Below are 17,624 nucleotides of genomic sequence, written 5' to 3'. Positions count from 1 at the left end.
ATACGGGTGCATCATCGACGTCTTCAATACAGAAGATATCAGTGCGGAATGTTTTTAAGGGGATGCCCCTGGGTGGCCCTATGGTAACGTGACTAGCGATGTCTACAGGGACCCACGCTTTGAAGGGGCGCCGGGCTGAAATTATGGCCTTTTATTGGTAGGGGCTCTTGCTAGGCTGGAGCCCTTACTAGAGGCAGGCCTCTGCGATGCGCTTTTTGAGTTCGTCGATACCGGTACCGGTCTGGGAGCTTGTGATGATTACGTTCTCGGCCGGGACGTTGAGCTGCTTTTTGATGGCTGCTGCCTGGCGGGCCTGCTGGGTGCGGCTGAGCTTGTCGGCTTTGGTGAGGCAAACGATAAAGTTGAACTCGTTGCCCTGCAGGTAGTCGATCATGTCATGGTCGAGCTTGCTGGGGTCGTGACGAATGTCAACCAGCGATACGACCAGGTTAAAGCTGCGCTCGGAGTCAAAGAAGTCGCCAATAAGCTCGGCCCAGCGGTCGCGCTCGGCCTTGGAGCGACGGGCGAAACCGTAACCCGGCAGGTCCACGAAATGCACGTCGTCGACCTCAAAGAAGTTGATGTTGCTCGTCTTGCCCGGCGTACTGGAAACCTTGACCAGGTTCTTGCGGCCAAAGAGCTTGTTCATAATCGACGACTTGCCCACGTTGGAGCGGCCGACAAAGCTCACCTCGGGGCAGGTGGACTCGGGAATCTGCGAAACCTTGCCGTAGCTGGCGACGAACTTGGCAAGCTGGTAGTTAATGGAATCGGCCATGGACACTCCTTGGTCGTAGGTTCTTACAAAAGAGCGCGCTATTGCGCAGCAGCAATGCGGCGGACGATATCGAGCGTGATGTCACTTGCGACACGCGCGTACTCGAACAGATCGAACTCTCGGTCGCAAATTGCATCGTACGCCTCGTCACAATTATCGCTGATAGCGCGCAACACCAGGCAATCGACACCATTTTTGGTTGCGACATGGGCAATTGCCGCGCCCTCCATGCCGACACAATCGGCATGCGTCGCCTCGATAGCGTCGTTGCGCATGGCGGTGCCCGTCACAAAGCGGTTACCCGTGGCAATCGTGCCGACCAGGAATTGTTTGGCTCCCTCGTTCGAAGCGGCTGCATTTGTCGAAGCATCAACAAACCCACGCTCAGCAAGCACGTCGACGGCAATATCGACCAGCGCGGGTGTCGAGCCAAACTCCTCGAGCCCCGGTGCGGACTCGGCGATAAGCGCGGTATCGGTATCCAGATAGCGTAGGCGTTTGCCAATGACCACGTCGTCGATATGGAGCTTGGGGTTCAAACCGCCCGCAATGCCCGAAAACACAACAGCCTGCGGAGCATACTTGCTAATGAGGTGCTGTGTTGCAGCGGCGGCGTTCACCGTGCCCATGCCCGCCGTTGTGGCGACAACTGTCAGACCGTCGAGCTCACCGCTCACAACGGTCAAGCCTGCCTCCCGCGCCTCGCAAACGTCGCTCAGCTCTTCCTTAATCTGCATGATCTCTTTTTCGAGCGCACCGATAATCGCGATGGTAGCCATACCATTCCCCAAACCTATACGAAATTCTCAACCACGGTATGGTACCAGCATTTTGTTTGACCTCGCCAAACGAACACGCTAAGCCAGTGCAGCTCGCGTATCAAACAGAGCCTTTGCAATCGCGGCCGTAACCTCGCTCGAGCGGTCGCTCCACGGCATCGATGTCATGACGCTCATGACATAGGTACGGCCATCGATGTCGATAAGGCCCGCATCGCATGTCGAATAGTAACCATCCTCGCTGACCCAACCCACCTTGTTGCACATCTTAAAGGGTAGTCAATTTGGGACGGGCTTGTTAGCCAATGGCCGACCTGAGCTCCGCACGGCGCTTTTTCATGCCGGCCATGACGGCGTTGCGCAGCTCGGGCATGCGCGCGGTATCCATCTGGGGCACGCCCTCGAGCTTATAGGGAATACCCAGCTGCTCGTACTTGACGACACCCATCGTGTGATACGGCAGCATTTCCAGGCCCACCACGTTGTGCCATGGAGCGATCAGGCGACCGAGCTTCTCGCATTCCTCCGCCGTATCGGTGATACCCGGCACCACCACGTGGCGAATAACAACCTTAATCTTGCGACGGGCAAGCTCATCGCCAAACGCCAGGATGCGCGCAGGATCGCAACCGGTCAGCTTTTTATGCTCAACCGGATCGGCATGCTTGATGTCGAGCAGCACCATATCGGTCTCGTTGAGAACAGCATCGAACTTCTCCGGATGCTTGGGATCAAATGCATAGCCACAGCTGTCTAGGCAGGTGTGTACGCGGCCATCGGGGTTGTTGTGCATTGCACGGAACAGGTCGGCCAAAAACTCGGGCTGCAGGAGCGGTTCGCCGCCCGAAACGGTAATGCCGCCGCTACGGTAGAACTCATGGTTGCTCTGGAACTCGTCCATGAGATGCTCGACGGTCACCATCGTGCCGCCGTTAACAGACCAGGTATCGGGATTGTGGCAATACGCGCAGCGCATGGGACAGCCCTGAACAAACACCACAAAGCGGATGCCGGGTCCGTCGACCGTTCCCATCGTCTCGATCGAATGCACGCGACCCAGGGCATACGCAGAGTCCTCGGGATGAGCATCCACACCCTCAAGCGTCATTTCTGCCATTCGCGCTACCTTGCCTCTCCTTGGATGCAACCAATTAAAATGCCAGAGCCATTCTAGCCCATGCGTTTGCGTTTAAACGTCTCGGACTAGAACGGCACGTTTTAATCTATCCCCCATCACCATGGCTGGGGGGCTACGTCGAGATGTCAGGCTGGAGAACGCTCGCCTGCGGCCTTTACGCCTTAAGCGTGAGCACCGCGCCGAAGGCGGTCGGGCCGCAATGGCTCGAGATGACGCCGCCAACCTGCGTCCAGGTAACGTCCTCAAAGCCCAGGTCGTGCGCATAGACTTCCATGTCGTCGCGCAGCTCCTGGGAAAGGCCCACCGAATACGCCAAGCCAATGTGCGAGTAATCAATATCGCCCTTGGCAACCATGTGGTCAATAAAGGCACGGGCGCATTTGAGCATGGAGCCGCGGAGCTTCTTGGTCGCCACGAACTTGCCACCCGTCACCTCAATGCAGGGCTTAATCTTGAGCAGATGAGCGCCCAGGAACGCGGCGTTAGACAAGCGACCGCCCGCCTTAAGGAAGGCAAGGTCGGTAGGAACAAAGCCCAGCAGCACGCGGTCCATGACGGAGTTCGTAAAAGCAAAAATCTCATCGACGGTGGCATCGGGGTGAGCCTCGATGTATTTGGCGGTCTCGACGGCAACGAGCGACTGGCCAACCGAAACAAAACGCGTGTCCATAGAGAAGACGTAGTCGCGGCCCTTAGCTGCAATCTTGGAGGACTGATGCGAGCAGGTCGTGGCCTCGGAATATGCGAGATGCAAAATGGTCGCGTCGGGCTGCTCGGCATGGATGCGGTCGTACACGTGAGCAAAATCCGCAGGCGCGCAGCCACTGGTCTTGGGCATCACGCCAAACTCGTTGCAGCGCGAATAAATCTCAAGCGGATCGATCGAGCCGTCTTCGACGGTCTCGTCACCAATCGTGACATGCATGGGCACGCGCACGATGCCATAGCGCTCGCAGAGCTCCGGCGTCACATCCGAACCAGACTCAACCACGATTACGTACTTGCCCATTATCATCACGACCCATCTCGACGTTGGTTATTTATTACGCGCGCACGCCCGTCGCCCAATTGAACAACGACTCCCAAGCACCAGAGAGACGCCGCCCTTCGCCACAACAAAGGACAGCGTCTCCCTGAAATACTCCGTGCTTGCATGAGATTCTACACGGTTTGGTAATGAGTGTTACTTACTCCGCAAACGGTAGCTATATGCGATAAACGGTAGCCACCAAGAAAGCCTGTGTATCCAAAACGCCATGGTCACTCACAATGCGGCTAGCGAGCCAGACGGTAAAACTCCATCGAGGCGTCGCCCTCGGCGCGCAACTGCATCGCCGGCGCCGCAGACGAATAGGTGCGGCTCGTAAGCGCAACCTCGCCGTCGTTGACAAATACCTCGAGCATCGTGGCATCCGAAAGGACTCGCAGGCAGTAAAGCTCGTCGAGCTCAACCGACCTCTTGTCGCGTCCATAGCCCTCATCGCCCATATCAAGTGTGAGCATTCCGTTGGCAAAGCACACGACAACGCCCTCACGAACTTCCAGCTCAATGGACTTCGTCCCCCGGCACGACACGACGGCATCAAACAGTCGACCAGGAGAGCCGACGGTCTCTCCGGCGGTCACCGAAACACGCTCCTTGCGCAGTTGCTCAACCTCGCGCGCGGGCCACTGACAGAGCTTACCGTCGCGCATATTCAGCACCCTCGGCACGGTAAGCGCGCACTGCCATCCGCGTTCCACCGTCGGGTTTTGAGCCGTTGCATCGGGGCAGCCGGCCCAACCGATCATAATCCGTCGACCGTCGGCATCTGCAAATGATTGAGGGGCATAGAAGTCAAGACCCGCATCGACCATCGGGGGCATACCCTGCCCGGCGATTTTAAAGCTAGGCGCCTCCCAATCGGCCTCAATACGAAACCACACGCACTGATGCGGGTTTTGGTAACGCCAACCATCGGCGGGCACGCCCTGCGGACAGCAAACGAGAATAAGCTCGCCATCAAGCTCAAACAGATCGGGGCACTCCCACATAAAACCGAACTTCTCGCCGAGCTCAATACGCGTCGCATATTTCCAGCACTCAAGATCGTGCGAGGTATAGACGAGCACGCAACCGCGGTCGTCTTTCGTACGAGCACCAAGAACCATATAGTAGATACCGTCGTGCTCCAGGATCTTGGGGTCGCGCACGTGCGTACTAATATCGTCGGGGTAATCGACCGGACCAACAGCTATGTGCTTCTCCCCCAATTTATCGGGGTTCTCGGTAACCATGTGAATCTGATTTTGGTCGCGCCCTGTCAGCACATAGTCATAATCATCGCGGTCAAAATGCTTGACGTTACCGGTATAGAAGTAGTGAATCTTGCCGTCGTGCATAAATGCAGACCCCGAATACGCACCGCTCGAGTCTAGATCTGAATCGGGGAATAGCGCGGGACCGCGGTTCTCGTACGTCACAAAGTCCTTCGTCGTCAGATGATTCCACAGCACCGGTCCGCCGTGCGCGGCATCAAACGGATCGTATTGGTGATAGATGTGGTATGTATCACCAACCTGCACCAAACCGTTGGGATCATTGAGCCAGCCAAGCTCGGGCTCCGCATGGAACAGAAGTCTATCGGAGTCAGCCGCGATGCGAGCCGCAGTCTCATCCTGCCCGGCACGCCACAGCTCGTAGTCCGAGCGCGTCACCTTATGTTTTTGATCGAACATTCAATCGTCCTTCTTGTAGAGGAGAAGGACGCCCGGCCCATGCGAGCCAAACGCCCTTCTCCAACAGGTCGACCCGTACATTACCTTGACGGATCTGGATTAGAAGCTGACATCAAAGCCGGCGCCTGCACCCTCTTCATCGGTGGTCGGAACGCCCTTTGCCTTGTTGTAGGCAAAGATCAGGATGATCGGGACGAAGAAAGCGATCAGATTGCCAGCCACATACCACACGAGGGTCTCGGGCGTGACGATGAGCAGGCCAAGTACGCCGGTCAGACCCTGGCCGATAGCGCGCACCTCAAAGAGCTTCACGAAGGCACCGCCGCAGCCTGCACCGATGCAAGCGCAGATGAACGGAATGATCGAGTAGCGCATGTTTGCAGCAAAGATAGCGGGCTCGGAGATTCCGACCAGCGTCGGGATAAAGGACGACATGCAGATGTTGCGCTCTTTGGAATGCTTCTTGTGAATGAGATACATGCCGATGGCGCCGCCGCCCTGGGCGATGATGGAAACGGACCAGATGGCCTGGATGTAGTTGAAGCCGGTCGTGGCAACGAGATTAGCCTCGATACCCTGAATGAACTGGTGCGTACCGGTAACGACGAGCGGCTGCAGGAACGCGGCAAAGACGAAGGCACCAAAGACGCCCATCCTGTTGTACAGGACATCGATTACGCCGGCAAGGACGTCGCCAATCAGGTTGCCGAGCGGGCCGAACACGGTGAACAGGGCGACGTTGGCAAGAATCAGGGTAACGGTCGGGACAAAGACGAACGAGACGACCTCGGGGATGTACTTCTGGGCAATCTTCTCGACCTTGGCCATGAACCAGGCGGTCAGGATTGCGGGGAACACGCCGCCCTGGAAAGCAACCATGGGAATGGAGAGCGGACCAAAGTTCCAATACTCAGCACCCGTCGGGTCCATAACGAACGCGTTGCGGTTCATAAGGCTCGGATGAACCATGACGATGCCGACGAGGATACCTAGGATCGGGTTGCCGCCAAAACGCTTGACCGCGCTGTACATCACCAGGACAGGCAGGTAATCGAAGGTGGTAGCGATAATGGCAAAGAAGCTTGCGAGGTTCTTGAGGAACTCGCTGTGGTCGGCAAGGCTGCCCTCCATGCCAAAGAGGCCGTTGGCAACGATCAGCGACTTAAGGCCGATGATGATAGCAGCGCCGACGAAAGCGGGAATGATGGGGATAAAGATGTCCGAGAATACCTTGAGGACCGAGAAGAACTTGCCCTTCTTGTCCGCCTCGGCGCCCTTGACCTCGGAAGCACTGATCTCCTTAACGCCCGTCAGAGCCATAAACTCATCATAGACCTTGTTTACGGTACCGGTACCGAAGATGATCATGAGCTGGCCGCTGTTGTACAGCACGCCCTTGACGCCATCGATGTTCTCGAGCTCGGCCTTGTTGTACTTGCTCGTATCCTTGAGCACCAGACGCAGACGCGTAACGCAATGCGTGGCACCCTCGATGTTATCCAGACCGCCGACGTTATCGACGACTTGCTGAGACACTACTTTGTAGTCCATGTTCCTCTCCATTCCCTTACGAAATCATAAGACGTTTTGTGGCCATTACAGAGATGCGATCGTTGCATTTGCGCACTTGACCGTACCGTCGGTGACCGTCAGCGCCACACCCTGGCCCTGCTTATTGCAGAAGCGAGCGTTAAGCGCAACATCATCGACAAAGATGGTCGCGATATCGTCGTCAACGACCAGGCGCACATGATGAGTGCCCTCGCCCTTAAAGAACAACGGACGCTCGAGGCCCATGTTGTTGACCTGGAACCACGGATACTGGGGGGCCGCCGTAAACTCGAGCTTGCCCACACGCAGGTTAGCGCGGAACTCATAGGCAAGACCAGACTCGGCGTCCTCGGCGAGCTTCACCGAGAAGCCGGCAGCGTCACCGGCGAGCTCGATGTCGGCGTCGAGCATATAGGTGGAACCGGCATCCGCAGCGAGCACCTGCTCGACCTTGCCCGACTCGCAGGAAAGCTCAAAGGCCTCGACTGCCTTAGCCTCGCCAAAGGCGCCAAGCATGCTGTCGGGGAGTTTGGTGCCAAGCGTTCCGTCGGCACGCTGAACGATCTCGAGGGGCATAAAGGTGCCACCCCACAGGTAAGAGCTGGGGTCGCCGCCCTCGTCACGCGTAGGAACCCAACCAAAGAGAACGCGGCGCTCGCCATCAAATGCGGTACGTGCGGCATAGTACGCGCGGCCATCGAAGGAATCGTCCGCAGGAGTAATCCAGGGACCGTTGATAGAGCGAGACATGCGGTAACGGGTCTTGTTGCCATCGCTGTACTCAGAGAACACCAGATACCACCAGTCGCCCATCTTAAAGAGATCAGGCATCTCAAACATGGTGTACAGGCCCGGATTCCACCAGTCGCCCTGGAACTCCCAGGTATCCAGGTCCTTGGAGGTGAACTTGACCAGACGACCGGTCATCAGACGCTTGTCCTCGCCCACACGCGTGCCGAGGATGAGCATGTACTCTTCGTTCTCCTCATCCCAAAGCACAAAGGGATCGCGCCAGTTGCGGTCATCGTAACCCTCTTGGGGCGGAAGCAGCGTCTCGGCGATGTTCTTCTCCCACTTGACGGCGTCGTCACTCGTTGCGTGAAGAAGAACCTGCTTCATCAAACGTGCGCGGACCTTATCGCGATTGCAACCAGTGTAGAGCGCATGGTACTTGTCGCCCACCTTAAACACCGTGCCGGCATAAACATACTGGTCGACTTCCTCGTCGCCGCCACGCTCAAGGCTCTCGCCAAAGTCTTTGTAATTGACGAAGTCCTTGGTCGTAGCGAGCGCCCAGCCAAACGGCTCTCCGAAAGGTCCGGGGTTACGCGTGTCACGCTGGTGATAGAGATAGAACGTGCCGTCCTCGCCGTACGGCATGATGTCGCCTACCCAAATTCCCTCAGGCTGGTAATACACCTTGTGCATCCGAGACTTCCTTTCCCGCAAGATACTAACTCGGTACAACTGCAAGATATGTCAATCGTTTTCATATGTCAAACGTTTTCACACCAATACGTCTTTTCGCAGTTCCAGTCGTCGGCAAACGGTTGACATATGCCGGCGAACGGTCATCAGAGGCGTTTGAGGAATTCTTTTGGCACGGGATGAACTACGCGGTTTTGCCCTCAATGAGTTCAACGGGGAGTTTGATATTCGATCCGGGCTTATCGCCGTTAATAAGAGCGATGATGGATTGCGCCGCGAGCTCTCCGATGCGATCGATATCTTGGCGTACGGTTGTTAAGTCAGGCATAAACGTCATGGTGCGGCGGGCACCATCCGCGCCCACGACCTTAATATCGTCCGGAGCGCTCAAGCCGCGTTGCTTCATCACGTTGAGACAGATGGCCGCCATCGTGTCGTCTCCCGCAAAGATGCCGTCAATATCGGGGTTCTCATCGAGGATCTTCGCAACGACCGCGCTCTTTTCGTCGTCGGACTTAACGAACTCGACCTCACGGACAAGCGCGGGCAAACCGGCCTGCTCCACAACATCGTGGTAGGCATCGGTACGCTTATTGGCAGGCATACGCATGCGGCTATTGTTGCGCAGGCACAAGATGCGCGAACACCCGTCATCGATCAGGCGACGCGTGGCAAGTTCGCCGATGCTATAGCTGTCGCTCGCAATCTGAACAGAGGCCTCGCCAAGGTCGCAGTCGATACCAACCAGACTCAAGCCCATCTCGGCATACGCCTCGGCACCGATATTAAGCGAGTTGACGATGACGCCATCAACCATATTGCGCCGAAGCATATCGATATAAGAACGCTCAAGATCAGGTCGATTGGCGCTATTGCACAGCAACATCTTAAAACCGTTTTCGGCCAGGGTACGCTCAACGGCTTGGACCGCTTGTGCATGAAACGGGCTGCTGACATAGGGAACGATCATACCGATTAGATTCAGGCGACCGTTGAGCATGGCACGGGCGATATCGTTGGGCGTATAGTTGATACGCTCCATCGCGGCATGGACCTTATCGCGGGTCTCTTGGCTAATATAGCCGCGATTATTAAGCACGCGAGATACCGTAGTAGGCGAAACCCCCGCCACCGCTGCAACTTCCTTGATGCCAGGCTTAGCAGAATCCTTAGAACGAGCACCCTCGCGAGCCATAGCACCCTCCCCTCATCAACATGTCATACGTTTACATACGAACAAAGCATACCCCAACAACAGTGGGAAGACGGTAACAGTACAAGTAAGTAAACGACTCATCCAAATAATTAGGAGAGTTCCGCCTAAAGGGTGACTACACAGGACCCCGCCGGGGCTGTTTGGGCTACCTCCCAAAATATTCCGCAGGACGCAAGAAGCCCTCGCCGCACGAAGTGCGCAGCGAGGGCTTCTTGCATGTCCGAGGACGTTTTGGGAGGTAGCCCAAACAGCCCCGGCGATCCTGCGGGAGTTAAACCCCTTTAGAACTTGTTGTGGAAGGTGCGCGAAATGACCTCGTCCTGCTGCTCCTTGGTAAGCGTGTGGAAGTTCACGGCGTAGCCGGAAACGCGAATGGTCAGCTGCGGGTACTTCTCGGGGTGAGCCTGAGCGTCGAGCAGCGTCTCACGGTTGAAGACGTTGATGTTCAGGTGGTGGCCACCCTTCTCGGCGTAAGCGTCGAGCATGTGGACCAGGTTATCGGCCTGAGTCTCGGAAACTTCAGAAACCTTCATAATGTGTCTCCTTCGATTGATAGGCGCCGGCCGAAACCGGCGCGCTAATCAGTAATCGTTATTGTTAGTATAGCACTAACAATAGTTACTCGCCCAGCTGATCAAGGTCGATATCGCCAAAGAACACCTGGTCCTCCTTGCCGAGCGCACCCGGGATGATGGAGAAGGTGTTGGAGATGCCGTCCTGAGCATCGCGGAACGGGAGCTTGGAAACCGAAGACAGCGAAGCGATGGCGCCGTGGCTATCGCGCTTGTGCATGGGGTTAGCACCCGGGGCGAACGGCTGGCCAGCCTTGCGGCCGTCGGGGGTGGAGCCGGTCTTCTTGCCGTACACGACGTTGGAGGTGATGGTCAGAACCGAGGTCGTGGGCACGGAGTTGCGGTAGGTGTCGTTCATGCGGATGTACTCCATGAACTGGTGCACAACGTCGTGAGCGATCTGGTCGACGCGGTCGTCGTCGTTACCGTACTTGGGGAACTCGCCCTCGGTCTCGAAGTCGACAATGATGCCGTTCTCGTCGCGGACGGGGTGGACCTTGGCGTACTTGATGGCGGACAGGGAGTCAGCCACGACGGAAAGGCCAGCAATGCCCGTAGCGAACCAGCGGTGCACATGCTTGTCGTGTAGAGCCATCTGGATGCGCTCGTAGCAATACTTGTCGTGCATGTAGTGAATGATGTTCAGCGAGTTGACGTACACGCCAGCGAGCCACTTCATCATGTCGTTGTACTTGGCCACGACGTCGTCGTAATCGAGCGTATCGCCCTCGACGGCGCGATACTTGGGGCCGACCTGCTTCTTGGAGACCTCGTCAACACCGCCGTTGAGTGCGTACAGCAGGCACTTGGCCAGGTTGGCGCGGGCGCCGAAGAACTGCATCTCCTTGCCGATGCGCATGGAGGACACGCAGCAGGCAATGCCGTAGTCGTCGCCGTGGTAGACGCGCATGAGGTCGTCGTTCTCGTACTGGATCGAGGAGCTGGCGACAGAAGTCTTGGCGCAGAACTTCTTGAAGTTCTCGGGCAGACGGGTCGACCACAGAACGGTCATGTTGGGCTCGGGGCTGGTGCCCATGTTCTCGAGCGTGTGCAGGTAGCGGTAGCTCATCTTGGTAACGAGCGTACGGCCGTCAACACCCATGCCGCCGATGGACTCGGTGACCCACTGCGGATCGCCGGTAAACAGGGCCTGGTACTCGGGGGTACGGGCAAACTTGACCATGCGGAGCTTCATGATGAAGTGATCCACGAACTCCTGGATCTGCTCCTCGGTGAAGGTACCGTTGGCAAGGTCGCGCTCAGCGTAGATGTCGATGAACGTGGAGGTACGGCCGATGGACATAGCGGCGCCGTTCTGCTCCTTGACGGAAGCGAGGTAGGCGAAGTACATCCACTGGATGGCCTCCTGCGTGTTGGTAGCAGGGTTGGAAATGTCGAAACCATAGGTCTCGGCCATCATCTTGAGCTCGCCGAGGGCGCGGATCTGCTCCTGCAGCTCCTCACGATCGCGGATGTTGTCGGCGGTCATGACCGTCGGGGTGGAAGCCTTCTGGGCCTCCTTGTCCTTGATCAGGTAGTCGACACCGTACAGGGCGACACGACGGTAGTCGCCGATGATGCGGCCGCGGCCATAGCCATCGGGCAGACCGGTGATGATGTGGGCCGAGCGGCAGGCGCGCATCTCGGGGGTGTAGACATCGAAGACGCCGGCGTTGTGAGTCTTGCGCTCGAAGGTGTAGCGCTCGACAACGTTCTCGTCGATCTTGTAGCCGTGCTGGCTGGCAGCCTGGCAAGCGATGCGGATACCGCCGTTGACGTGCAGCGCGCGCTTGAGCGGCTTGTCGGTCTGGAGGCCGACGATGGTCTCCATCTCGCGGTGGGCGTTATCGATGTAGCCAGCGGGGTGGCTCACGATACCTGTGACGGTCTTGGTGTCCATATCGAGGACGCCGCCCTGCTCGCGCTCCTTGAGCAGCAGGTCGAGAACCTCGCCCCACAGCTCCTTGGTACGCTCGGTCGGGCCGGCGAGGAACGACTCGTCGCCCTCGTAGGGGGTGTAGTTCTTCTGGATGAAGTCTCGGACGTCAACCTCTCCCGTCCAGATGCCTTCCTTGAAGCCTTCCCATGCCTCCTGCATTGTGTAACCACGCTCCTAGTTACGTGTAATGCGGCGCTCTCTCACACCGCTGCTTATTGAATTCTTGAATTATCGGCTTGCACTACCGGCTTCTTCCGTTCTTCACCACACGTTGGTACAGGGAAAAACGTTTGTCCACCTTGGAACTGCAACCCAAAACCCAAGATTTCACCCGTTTGAGAAGGATAACATAGCCACCCCCTTCATCAGGGCTGTTATATGTTTCTTTTTTTATACCATAAGGTTGTTTTTAACAAATCCGCAGGAAACGCTCCCACCATCAGCTACCGTTCACCGATTCGCTTGATATTTCCCCTTGCCTTTATACGTCCTTCACTCTAGCTGTTATGCCAGCTTTAGCAGAGTAAAGTGCCTCTGAGTAGGCTTTAGGACATGTCTAACGATCTGCCCCCAACTTTGCTGGTACCGACGGTGTACGGAGAGTTTTCTAGGCATGTCCCAAAATCTACCGCATAAGGTGTGCATACAGGGGTATCATCTTTCACCAAAAATAGTTTCTAGTGTTAGGGGTTTTCGGTGGAAGATACCGATTTCCATGAGCTTGGGCGTCAGCTCTTAACTGAGTTTGGCAGCATGCATCAGCGCATTTCGCGCTTTGCGGACAAAGCTCTCGGCGGCGAGATGGCTGTCATGCGCGCTCTCATGCTCGCCGGCGGTTCGCTTACGCCGAGCGAACTCGCCGATCGCGCTTGGGTCTCGAGCGCCCGCATCGCCAACATCCTGCGCGCCCTCGAGGGCAAGGGCTGGATCGAGCGCGAGCACTCAAAAACCGACCGTCGTCGCGTACACGTCACGGTGACCGACAAAGGCCGACAAGACCTCGAAATCAAACGTCGGGAATTCGAGGACCGCACCGCGGCCTTTCTCGAGCAGCTCGGCGAAACGGATACCCAAGAGATGGTGCGCCTTCTAAGGCGAGCCAACGAAATTATCGATCGCAATCACGAAAGGAGAGATGCCGAGTGAGGATTCTCAAGCTCTTTAAAAAGCATGTCCTGGCGCTGCTCACGGCTATCGTACTTATCGTAATCAGCTGCAACGCCGACCTAGCGCTGCCTACGTATATGAGTGACATCGTCGATGTGGGCGTGCAGCAAGGCGGCATCGCCTCGCCCGTGCCCGACACCATTCGCGCCGAATCGCTCGATGACCTCGAGCTCTTTATGGGCGCCAAGGACGCCAAAGCTGTGGATGCCGTGTTTAGCAAGGCGGACAACAACGGCATTCGAACGTACAAGGGCACCGAGGAGGAGCGCGCCGACGGCGGCAAGATTGCCGACATCATGAGCCTGCCCGAGACCGTCGTCCTTTCGCTCAGCCAGGGCATCGACGCCAGCTCCATGGGCGACATGATGGGCACGTCCAACGAAAAAGGCAACAGCGCCGCCCAGGCCATGCCCACCCCCGAGCAGATGGCGGCGATGACGCCCGAGCAACTCGCCGATATGCAGCAGAAAGCCGCAGCGGCGCAGAACATGCAAAAGCAGATTGATGCCGACGGCGGCAAGATCACCATGAAGAGCCTGCGTCTTGGCATTGAAGGTGGCCTGATTGATCAGGGCAAGCTCGTCGAAGGTGCCAACGAGATGGCGGACAAAATGGGCTCCATGTCGGGTTCCATCGTTACACAGCGCGCCGTGACCTACGTGCAGGACGAGTACAAGGCGCAGGGCATCGACCCCGCCGACGTACAGAACGCCTACCTGGGCCGCATGGCCACCACGATGTTTGGCCTGTGCCTGGTGTCGCTCGTCGCCACCATCCTGACCGGCGCCGTGGCTTCGCGCACCGCCTGTTCCATCGCCCGCGACCTGCGCCGCGAGACCTTCAACAAGGTCATGCACTTTTCGCCGGCCGAGGTGGGCAAGTTTAGCCAGGCCTCGCTCATCACCCGCTGCACCAACGACATTCAGCAGATCCAGATGGCAGCAACTCTGTTTATCCGCATGTGCCTCATGGCGCCTGTCATGGGTGTTGTCGCGGTCATGCGCGTCCTGGCCAACCACACCGGCCTGGAGTGGACCATCGCCGTGGCCATCATCGCGGTCTCGGCCGTCGTCGGCGTGCTCATGGGCCTTACCATGCCCAAGTTCAAAAAGATGCAGAGCTTTGTGGACCGCGTGAACCTCACCGCCCGCGAGCTGCTCGACGGTCTTATGCCCATCCGCTCGTTCAACCGCGAGGAGCATGAGCTCGAGCGTTTTGACAAGGCATCGCTCGATCTGATGACCACGCAGCTCTACACCAACCGAGCTATGAGCTTTATGATGCCGCTCATGATGCTCGTCATGAACTGCATCACCGTGCTTATCGTCTGGTTTGGCGCACAGGGTGTGTCCGACGGCGTGATGCAGGTCGGCAACATGATGGCGTTTATCTCCTATACCATGCAGATCGTCATGGCGTTTATGATCCTCACCATGGTTTCGGTTATCCTGCCCCGTGCCGAGGTCGCAGCCGAGCGCGTGGAAGAGGTCATCACTTGCCCCACGAGCATCAACGACCCCGCCTCGCCCAAACTGCCCGCGGCCAGCGCGCCGCACGGTGAGCTCACTTTCCGCGACGTGAGCTTCCAGTATCCCGATGCCCGCGCCGATGTCATTAGCGGCGTGAACTTCACCACGCACGCCGGTCAGATGCTCGGCATCATCGGCTCCACGGGCTCGGGCAAGTCCACGCTCGTGCAGCTGATTCCGCGCCTGTACGACGTCACGGGCGGCAGCATTTCGCTCGACGGCATCGACGTGCGTGACATGACCCTTTCCGAGCTGCGCCGCCGCATTGGTTACATCCCGCAGCAGGGTCGTCTATTCTCGGGCACCGTTGAGAGCAACCTCAAGTTTGCCGGCGACATGGTGAGCGACGAGGACATGCACCGGGCCGCGCGCATCGCCCAAGCCGAGGACTTTATCGCCGAGCGCGAGGACGGCTACGACTCCCCCATCAGCCAGGGCGGCTCCAATGTCTCGGGCGGTCAGCGCCAGCGCTTGGCCATCGCCCGCGCATTGGCCAAAAAGCCCGAGGTTGTGGTGTTCGATGACTCGTTTAGCGCCCTCGACTACAAGACCGACGCGCGCCTGCGCGAGGAACTGGCCAAAAACGTCACCGACGCGGCGCTCGTGGTCGTGGCCCAGCGCATCGCGACCATCATGCATGCCGACCAGATCATCGTGCTCGACGACGGCCACGTGGTGGGCACCGGCACGCACGAGGAGCTGCTGCACAACTGCCCGGCGTACCTGGAGATCGCACAGTCGCAGCTTTCCGCCGAGGAGCTGGGGCTTACCCAAGAAGAAATTGCAGCCGTCATGGAAGGAGGCGAGCGCTAATGGCAGACGAGACCAAGACTCAGATTCCCAAGCCCACCCGCCAGCGTGGTCCCATGGGCCGCATGGGCGGCATGCGTCGCGGCGAAAAGGCCAAGGACTTTAAGGGCACCATGAGGCAGCTGCTCGGCTATATCGGCCAGCACAAGATTGCCGTGTTTGCCGCCGTCGCTTTTGCCGTGTGCTCGGTCATCTTTAACATTGTGGGGCCAAAGGTACTTGGCCAGGTTACGACCAAGCTGTTCGAGGGCCTGGTTGCCAAGGTCAACGGTACCGGCGATGTCGACTTTGCCTGGATCGCCAAGACGCTCGGCTTTTTGCTCTGCCTGTATCTGGCAAGCTCTGTCTGCAGCCTCATCCAAGGCTGGCTTATGACCGGCGTCACGCAAAAGATTTGTTACCGTATGCGCAAGGAAATCGCCGCCAAGATCGCCGTCGTGCCGATGAGCTACTTCAACGGCCACAGCAAGGGCGACGTGCTCAGCCGCATCACCAACGACGTCGATACGCTGGGTCAGAGCCTCAACCAGTCCGTGACGCAGCTCATCACGTCAGTGACGCAGATTATCGGCGTGCTCGTCATGATGCTATCGATCAGCCTGCCACTTACCGGCGTCACCGTGCTCACGCTGCCGGCAGCCGCGATTATCTTGATGGTGATGATTCGCTTCTCACAGCCGTACTTCCGCGAGCAGCAGCAGGTTCTGGGCACCGTCAACGGCATTATCGAGGAGGATTTTGCCGGCCAGAACGTCATTCAGGTGTTCGACCGCGCCGAGGCCTCGATCGAGGAGTTCGACCGCCAAAACGACCGCCTCTTTATTAGCGGTTGGCGCTCGCAGTTCCTGTCGGGCCTGATGATGCCGCTTATGAGCTTGGTGGGCAACATGGGCTACGTGGGCGTCGTCGTGGTGGGCGCGCAGCTCGCGCTGACCGGCAATGCCACGCCTGGCGATATTCAGAGCTTTATCCAGTACGTTCGCAACTTTACGCAGCCCGTGCAGCAGCTGGGCAACGTGAGCAACACGATGCAGTCGATGGCCGCCGCCACCGAGCGCGTGTTTGAGTTCCTGGCCGCGCCCGAGGAGGAGCAGAAGGCCGACGCGCAGATCCCCGAGAAGCGCCCCGGCCACGTGGAGTTTGAGCATGTCAAGTTTGGCTACACGCCGGACAAGACCATCATCCACGACTTTAGCTGCGAGGCCGAGCCCGGTCAGACCATCGCCATCGTCGGCCCTACCGGCGCCGGCAAGACCACGCTCATCAAGCTGCTTCAGCGCTTCTATGACGTGGACGGCGGTTCGCTGCGTGTCGAGGGCATCGACGTGCGCGACTGGGACCGCGCGGCACTTCGCGGCGAGTTTGCCATGGTGCTGCAGGATACCTGGCTGTTTAACGGCACCATCCGCGAGAACATCCGCTACGGACGCCCCGATGCAAGCGATGCCGAGGTCGAGGCCGCTGCACGCGCCGCACGCTGCGATCACTTTATCCATACGCTCGCAGGCGGCTACGACTTTATGATCAACGAGGAAGGCACTAACCTGTCGCAGGGCCAACGCCAGCTCGTGACTATTGCCCGCGCCATTTTGGCCGACCGCCCGGCGCTGATTCTGGACGAGGCGACCTCTAACGTGGACACCCGAACCGAGGAGCTCATCCAACGCGCCATGGATGCGCTGATGCAGGGCCGCACGAGCTTTGTCATCGCGCATCGCCTGTCCACGATCCGCAACGCCGACGTAATCTTGGTGATTCGCGACGGCGACATCGTCGAGAAGGGCACACACGACGAGTTGCTCGCCCAGGGCGGCTTCTACGCCGACCTGTACAACTCGCAGTTCGACGAAGCGGCGTAAATTCGGCGGCAAACAACCGCAATACCCAAAAACGGGGGCGCAGGTTCATCCTGTGCCCCCGTTTTTCGTTCTGTGGCCTCGAACCGAGGTGGCGCGCGCAGACGTGGTGTAAGAGCGTCCCGAGGTCCGTCGCTGCAAGT

Annotated in this window: 14 protein-coding genes; 3 read left to right on the top strand and 11 right to left on the bottom strand. The window is 58.1% G+C overall.

Annotated elements, in window-relative coordinates; genetic code table 11:
- Positions 1 to 187: 187 nt before the first annotated feature.
- The 11 genes from yihA to pflB form a co-directional block, all read right to left on the bottom strand.
- The gene (gene yihA, locus DWV43_RS08705) at positions 188 to 778 is read right to left on the bottom strand and encodes a ribosome biogenesis GTP-binding protein YihA/YsxC (protein ID WP_117818110.1); all 591 of its coding nucleotides are present in this window, start codon (positions 776 to 778) and stop codon (positions 188 to 190) included.
- A 38-nt stretch (positions 779 to 816) separates the two neighbouring features.
- On the bottom strand, positions 817 to 1,557 hold the full coding sequence (gene mtnN / locus DWV43_RS08700; RefSeq protein ID WP_117818108.1) for a 5'-methylthioadenosine/S-adenosylhomocysteine nucleosidase: 741 nt from the start codon (positions 1,555 to 1,557) through the stop codon (positions 817 to 819).
- Between the two features lie 78 nt (positions 1,558 to 1,635).
- A complete protein-coding gene (locus DWV43_RS10220) occupies positions 1,636 to 1,812 on the bottom strand; it encodes a hypothetical protein (protein ID WP_158569860.1) in 177 nt (58 codons plus the stop codon).
- A gap of 43 nt (positions 1,813 to 1,855) precedes the next feature.
- On the bottom strand, positions 1,856 to 2,674 hold the full coding sequence (gene pflA, locus DWV43_RS08690; protein ID WP_117818106.1) for a pyruvate formate-lyase-activating protein: 819 nt from the start codon (positions 2,672 to 2,674) through the stop codon (positions 1,856 to 1,858).
- A 175-nt stretch (positions 2,675 to 2,849) separates the two neighbouring features.
- The gene (locus DWV43_RS08685; protein WP_117736115.1) at positions 2,850 to 3,704 is read right to left on the bottom strand and encodes a DegV family protein; all 855 of its coding nucleotides are present in this window, start codon (positions 3,702 to 3,704) and stop codon (positions 2,850 to 2,852) included.
- Positions 3,705 to 3,970: 266 nt separating this feature from the next.
- On the bottom strand, positions 3,971 to 5,413 hold the full coding sequence (locus DWV43_RS08680) for a glycoside hydrolase family 32 protein (protein ID WP_117818104.1): 1,443 nt from the start codon (positions 5,411 to 5,413) through the stop codon (positions 3,971 to 3,973).
- Between the two features lie 99 nt (positions 5,414 to 5,512).
- On the bottom strand, positions 5,513 to 6,964 hold the full coding sequence (locus DWV43_RS08675; RefSeq protein WP_117818102.1) for a PTS transporter subunit EIIC: 1,452 nt from the start codon (positions 6,962 to 6,964) through the stop codon (positions 5,513 to 5,515).
- 45 nt (positions 6,965 to 7,009) lie between these two features.
- Positions 7,010 to 8,392: a family 43 glycosylhydrolase gene (locus DWV43_RS08670; protein WP_117818100.1), complete on the bottom strand. Its 1,383-nt coding sequence runs from the start codon at positions 8,390 to 8,392 to the stop codon at positions 7,010 to 7,012.
- A gap of 184 nt (positions 8,393 to 8,576) precedes the next feature.
- Positions 8,577 to 9,587 (bottom strand): LacI family DNA-binding transcriptional regulator, encoded by a 1,011-nt coding sequence (locus tag DWV43_RS08665; protein ID WP_117818098.1) that lies wholly within the window; start codon positions 9,585 to 9,587, stop codon positions 8,577 to 8,579.
- 302 nt (positions 9,588 to 9,889) lie between these two features.
- The gene (gene grcA3 / locus DWV43_RS08660) at positions 9,890 to 10,141 is read right to left on the bottom strand and encodes an autonomous glycyl radical cofactor GrcA3 (protein WP_055252439.1); all 252 of its coding nucleotides are present in this window, start codon (positions 10,139 to 10,141) and stop codon (positions 9,890 to 9,892) included.
- 85 nt (positions 10,142 to 10,226) lie between these two features.
- Positions 10,227 to 12,278 (bottom strand): formate C-acetyltransferase, encoded by a 2,052-nt coding sequence (gene pflB, locus DWV43_RS08655; RefSeq protein ID WP_089572355.1) that lies wholly within the window; start codon positions 12,276 to 12,278, stop codon positions 10,227 to 10,229.
- 537 nt (positions 12,279 to 12,815) lie between these two features.
- Here pflB and DWV43_RS08650 point away from each other — a divergent pair.
- The 3 genes from DWV43_RS08650 to DWV43_RS08640 are packed head-to-tail and all read left to right on the top strand — an operon-like array spanning position 12,816 to position 17,484.
- The gene (locus tag DWV43_RS08650) at positions 12,816 to 13,265 is read left to right on the top strand and encodes a MarR family winged helix-turn-helix transcriptional regulator (protein ID WP_117818096.1); all 450 of its coding nucleotides are present in this window, start codon (positions 12,816 to 12,818) and stop codon (positions 13,263 to 13,265) included.
- On the top strand, positions 13,262 to 15,628 hold the full coding sequence (locus DWV43_RS08645) for an ABC transporter ATP-binding protein (RefSeq protein ID WP_117818094.1): 2,367 nt from the start codon (positions 13,262 to 13,264) through the stop codon (positions 15,626 to 15,628). The genes DWV43_RS08650 and DWV43_RS08645 overlap by 4 nt, the downstream gene beginning before the upstream one ends.
- Positions 15,628 to 17,484, top strand: a complete 1,857-nt coding sequence (locus DWV43_RS08640) for an ABC transporter ATP-binding protein (protein ID WP_117818093.1) — start codon at positions 15,628 to 15,630, stop codon at positions 17,482 to 17,484. Before DWV43_RS08645 ends, DWV43_RS08640 begins: the two co-directional genes overlap by 1 nt.
- Positions 17,485 to 17,624: the final 140 nt, after the last annotated feature.

Source organism: Collinsella sp. AF05-9, from assembly GCF_003465595.1.
Taxonomy (GTDB): domain Bacteria; phylum Actinomycetota; class Coriobacteriia; order Coriobacteriales; family Coriobacteriaceae; genus Collinsella.
This window is presented reverse-complemented; position numbering and strand designations above follow the sequence as displayed.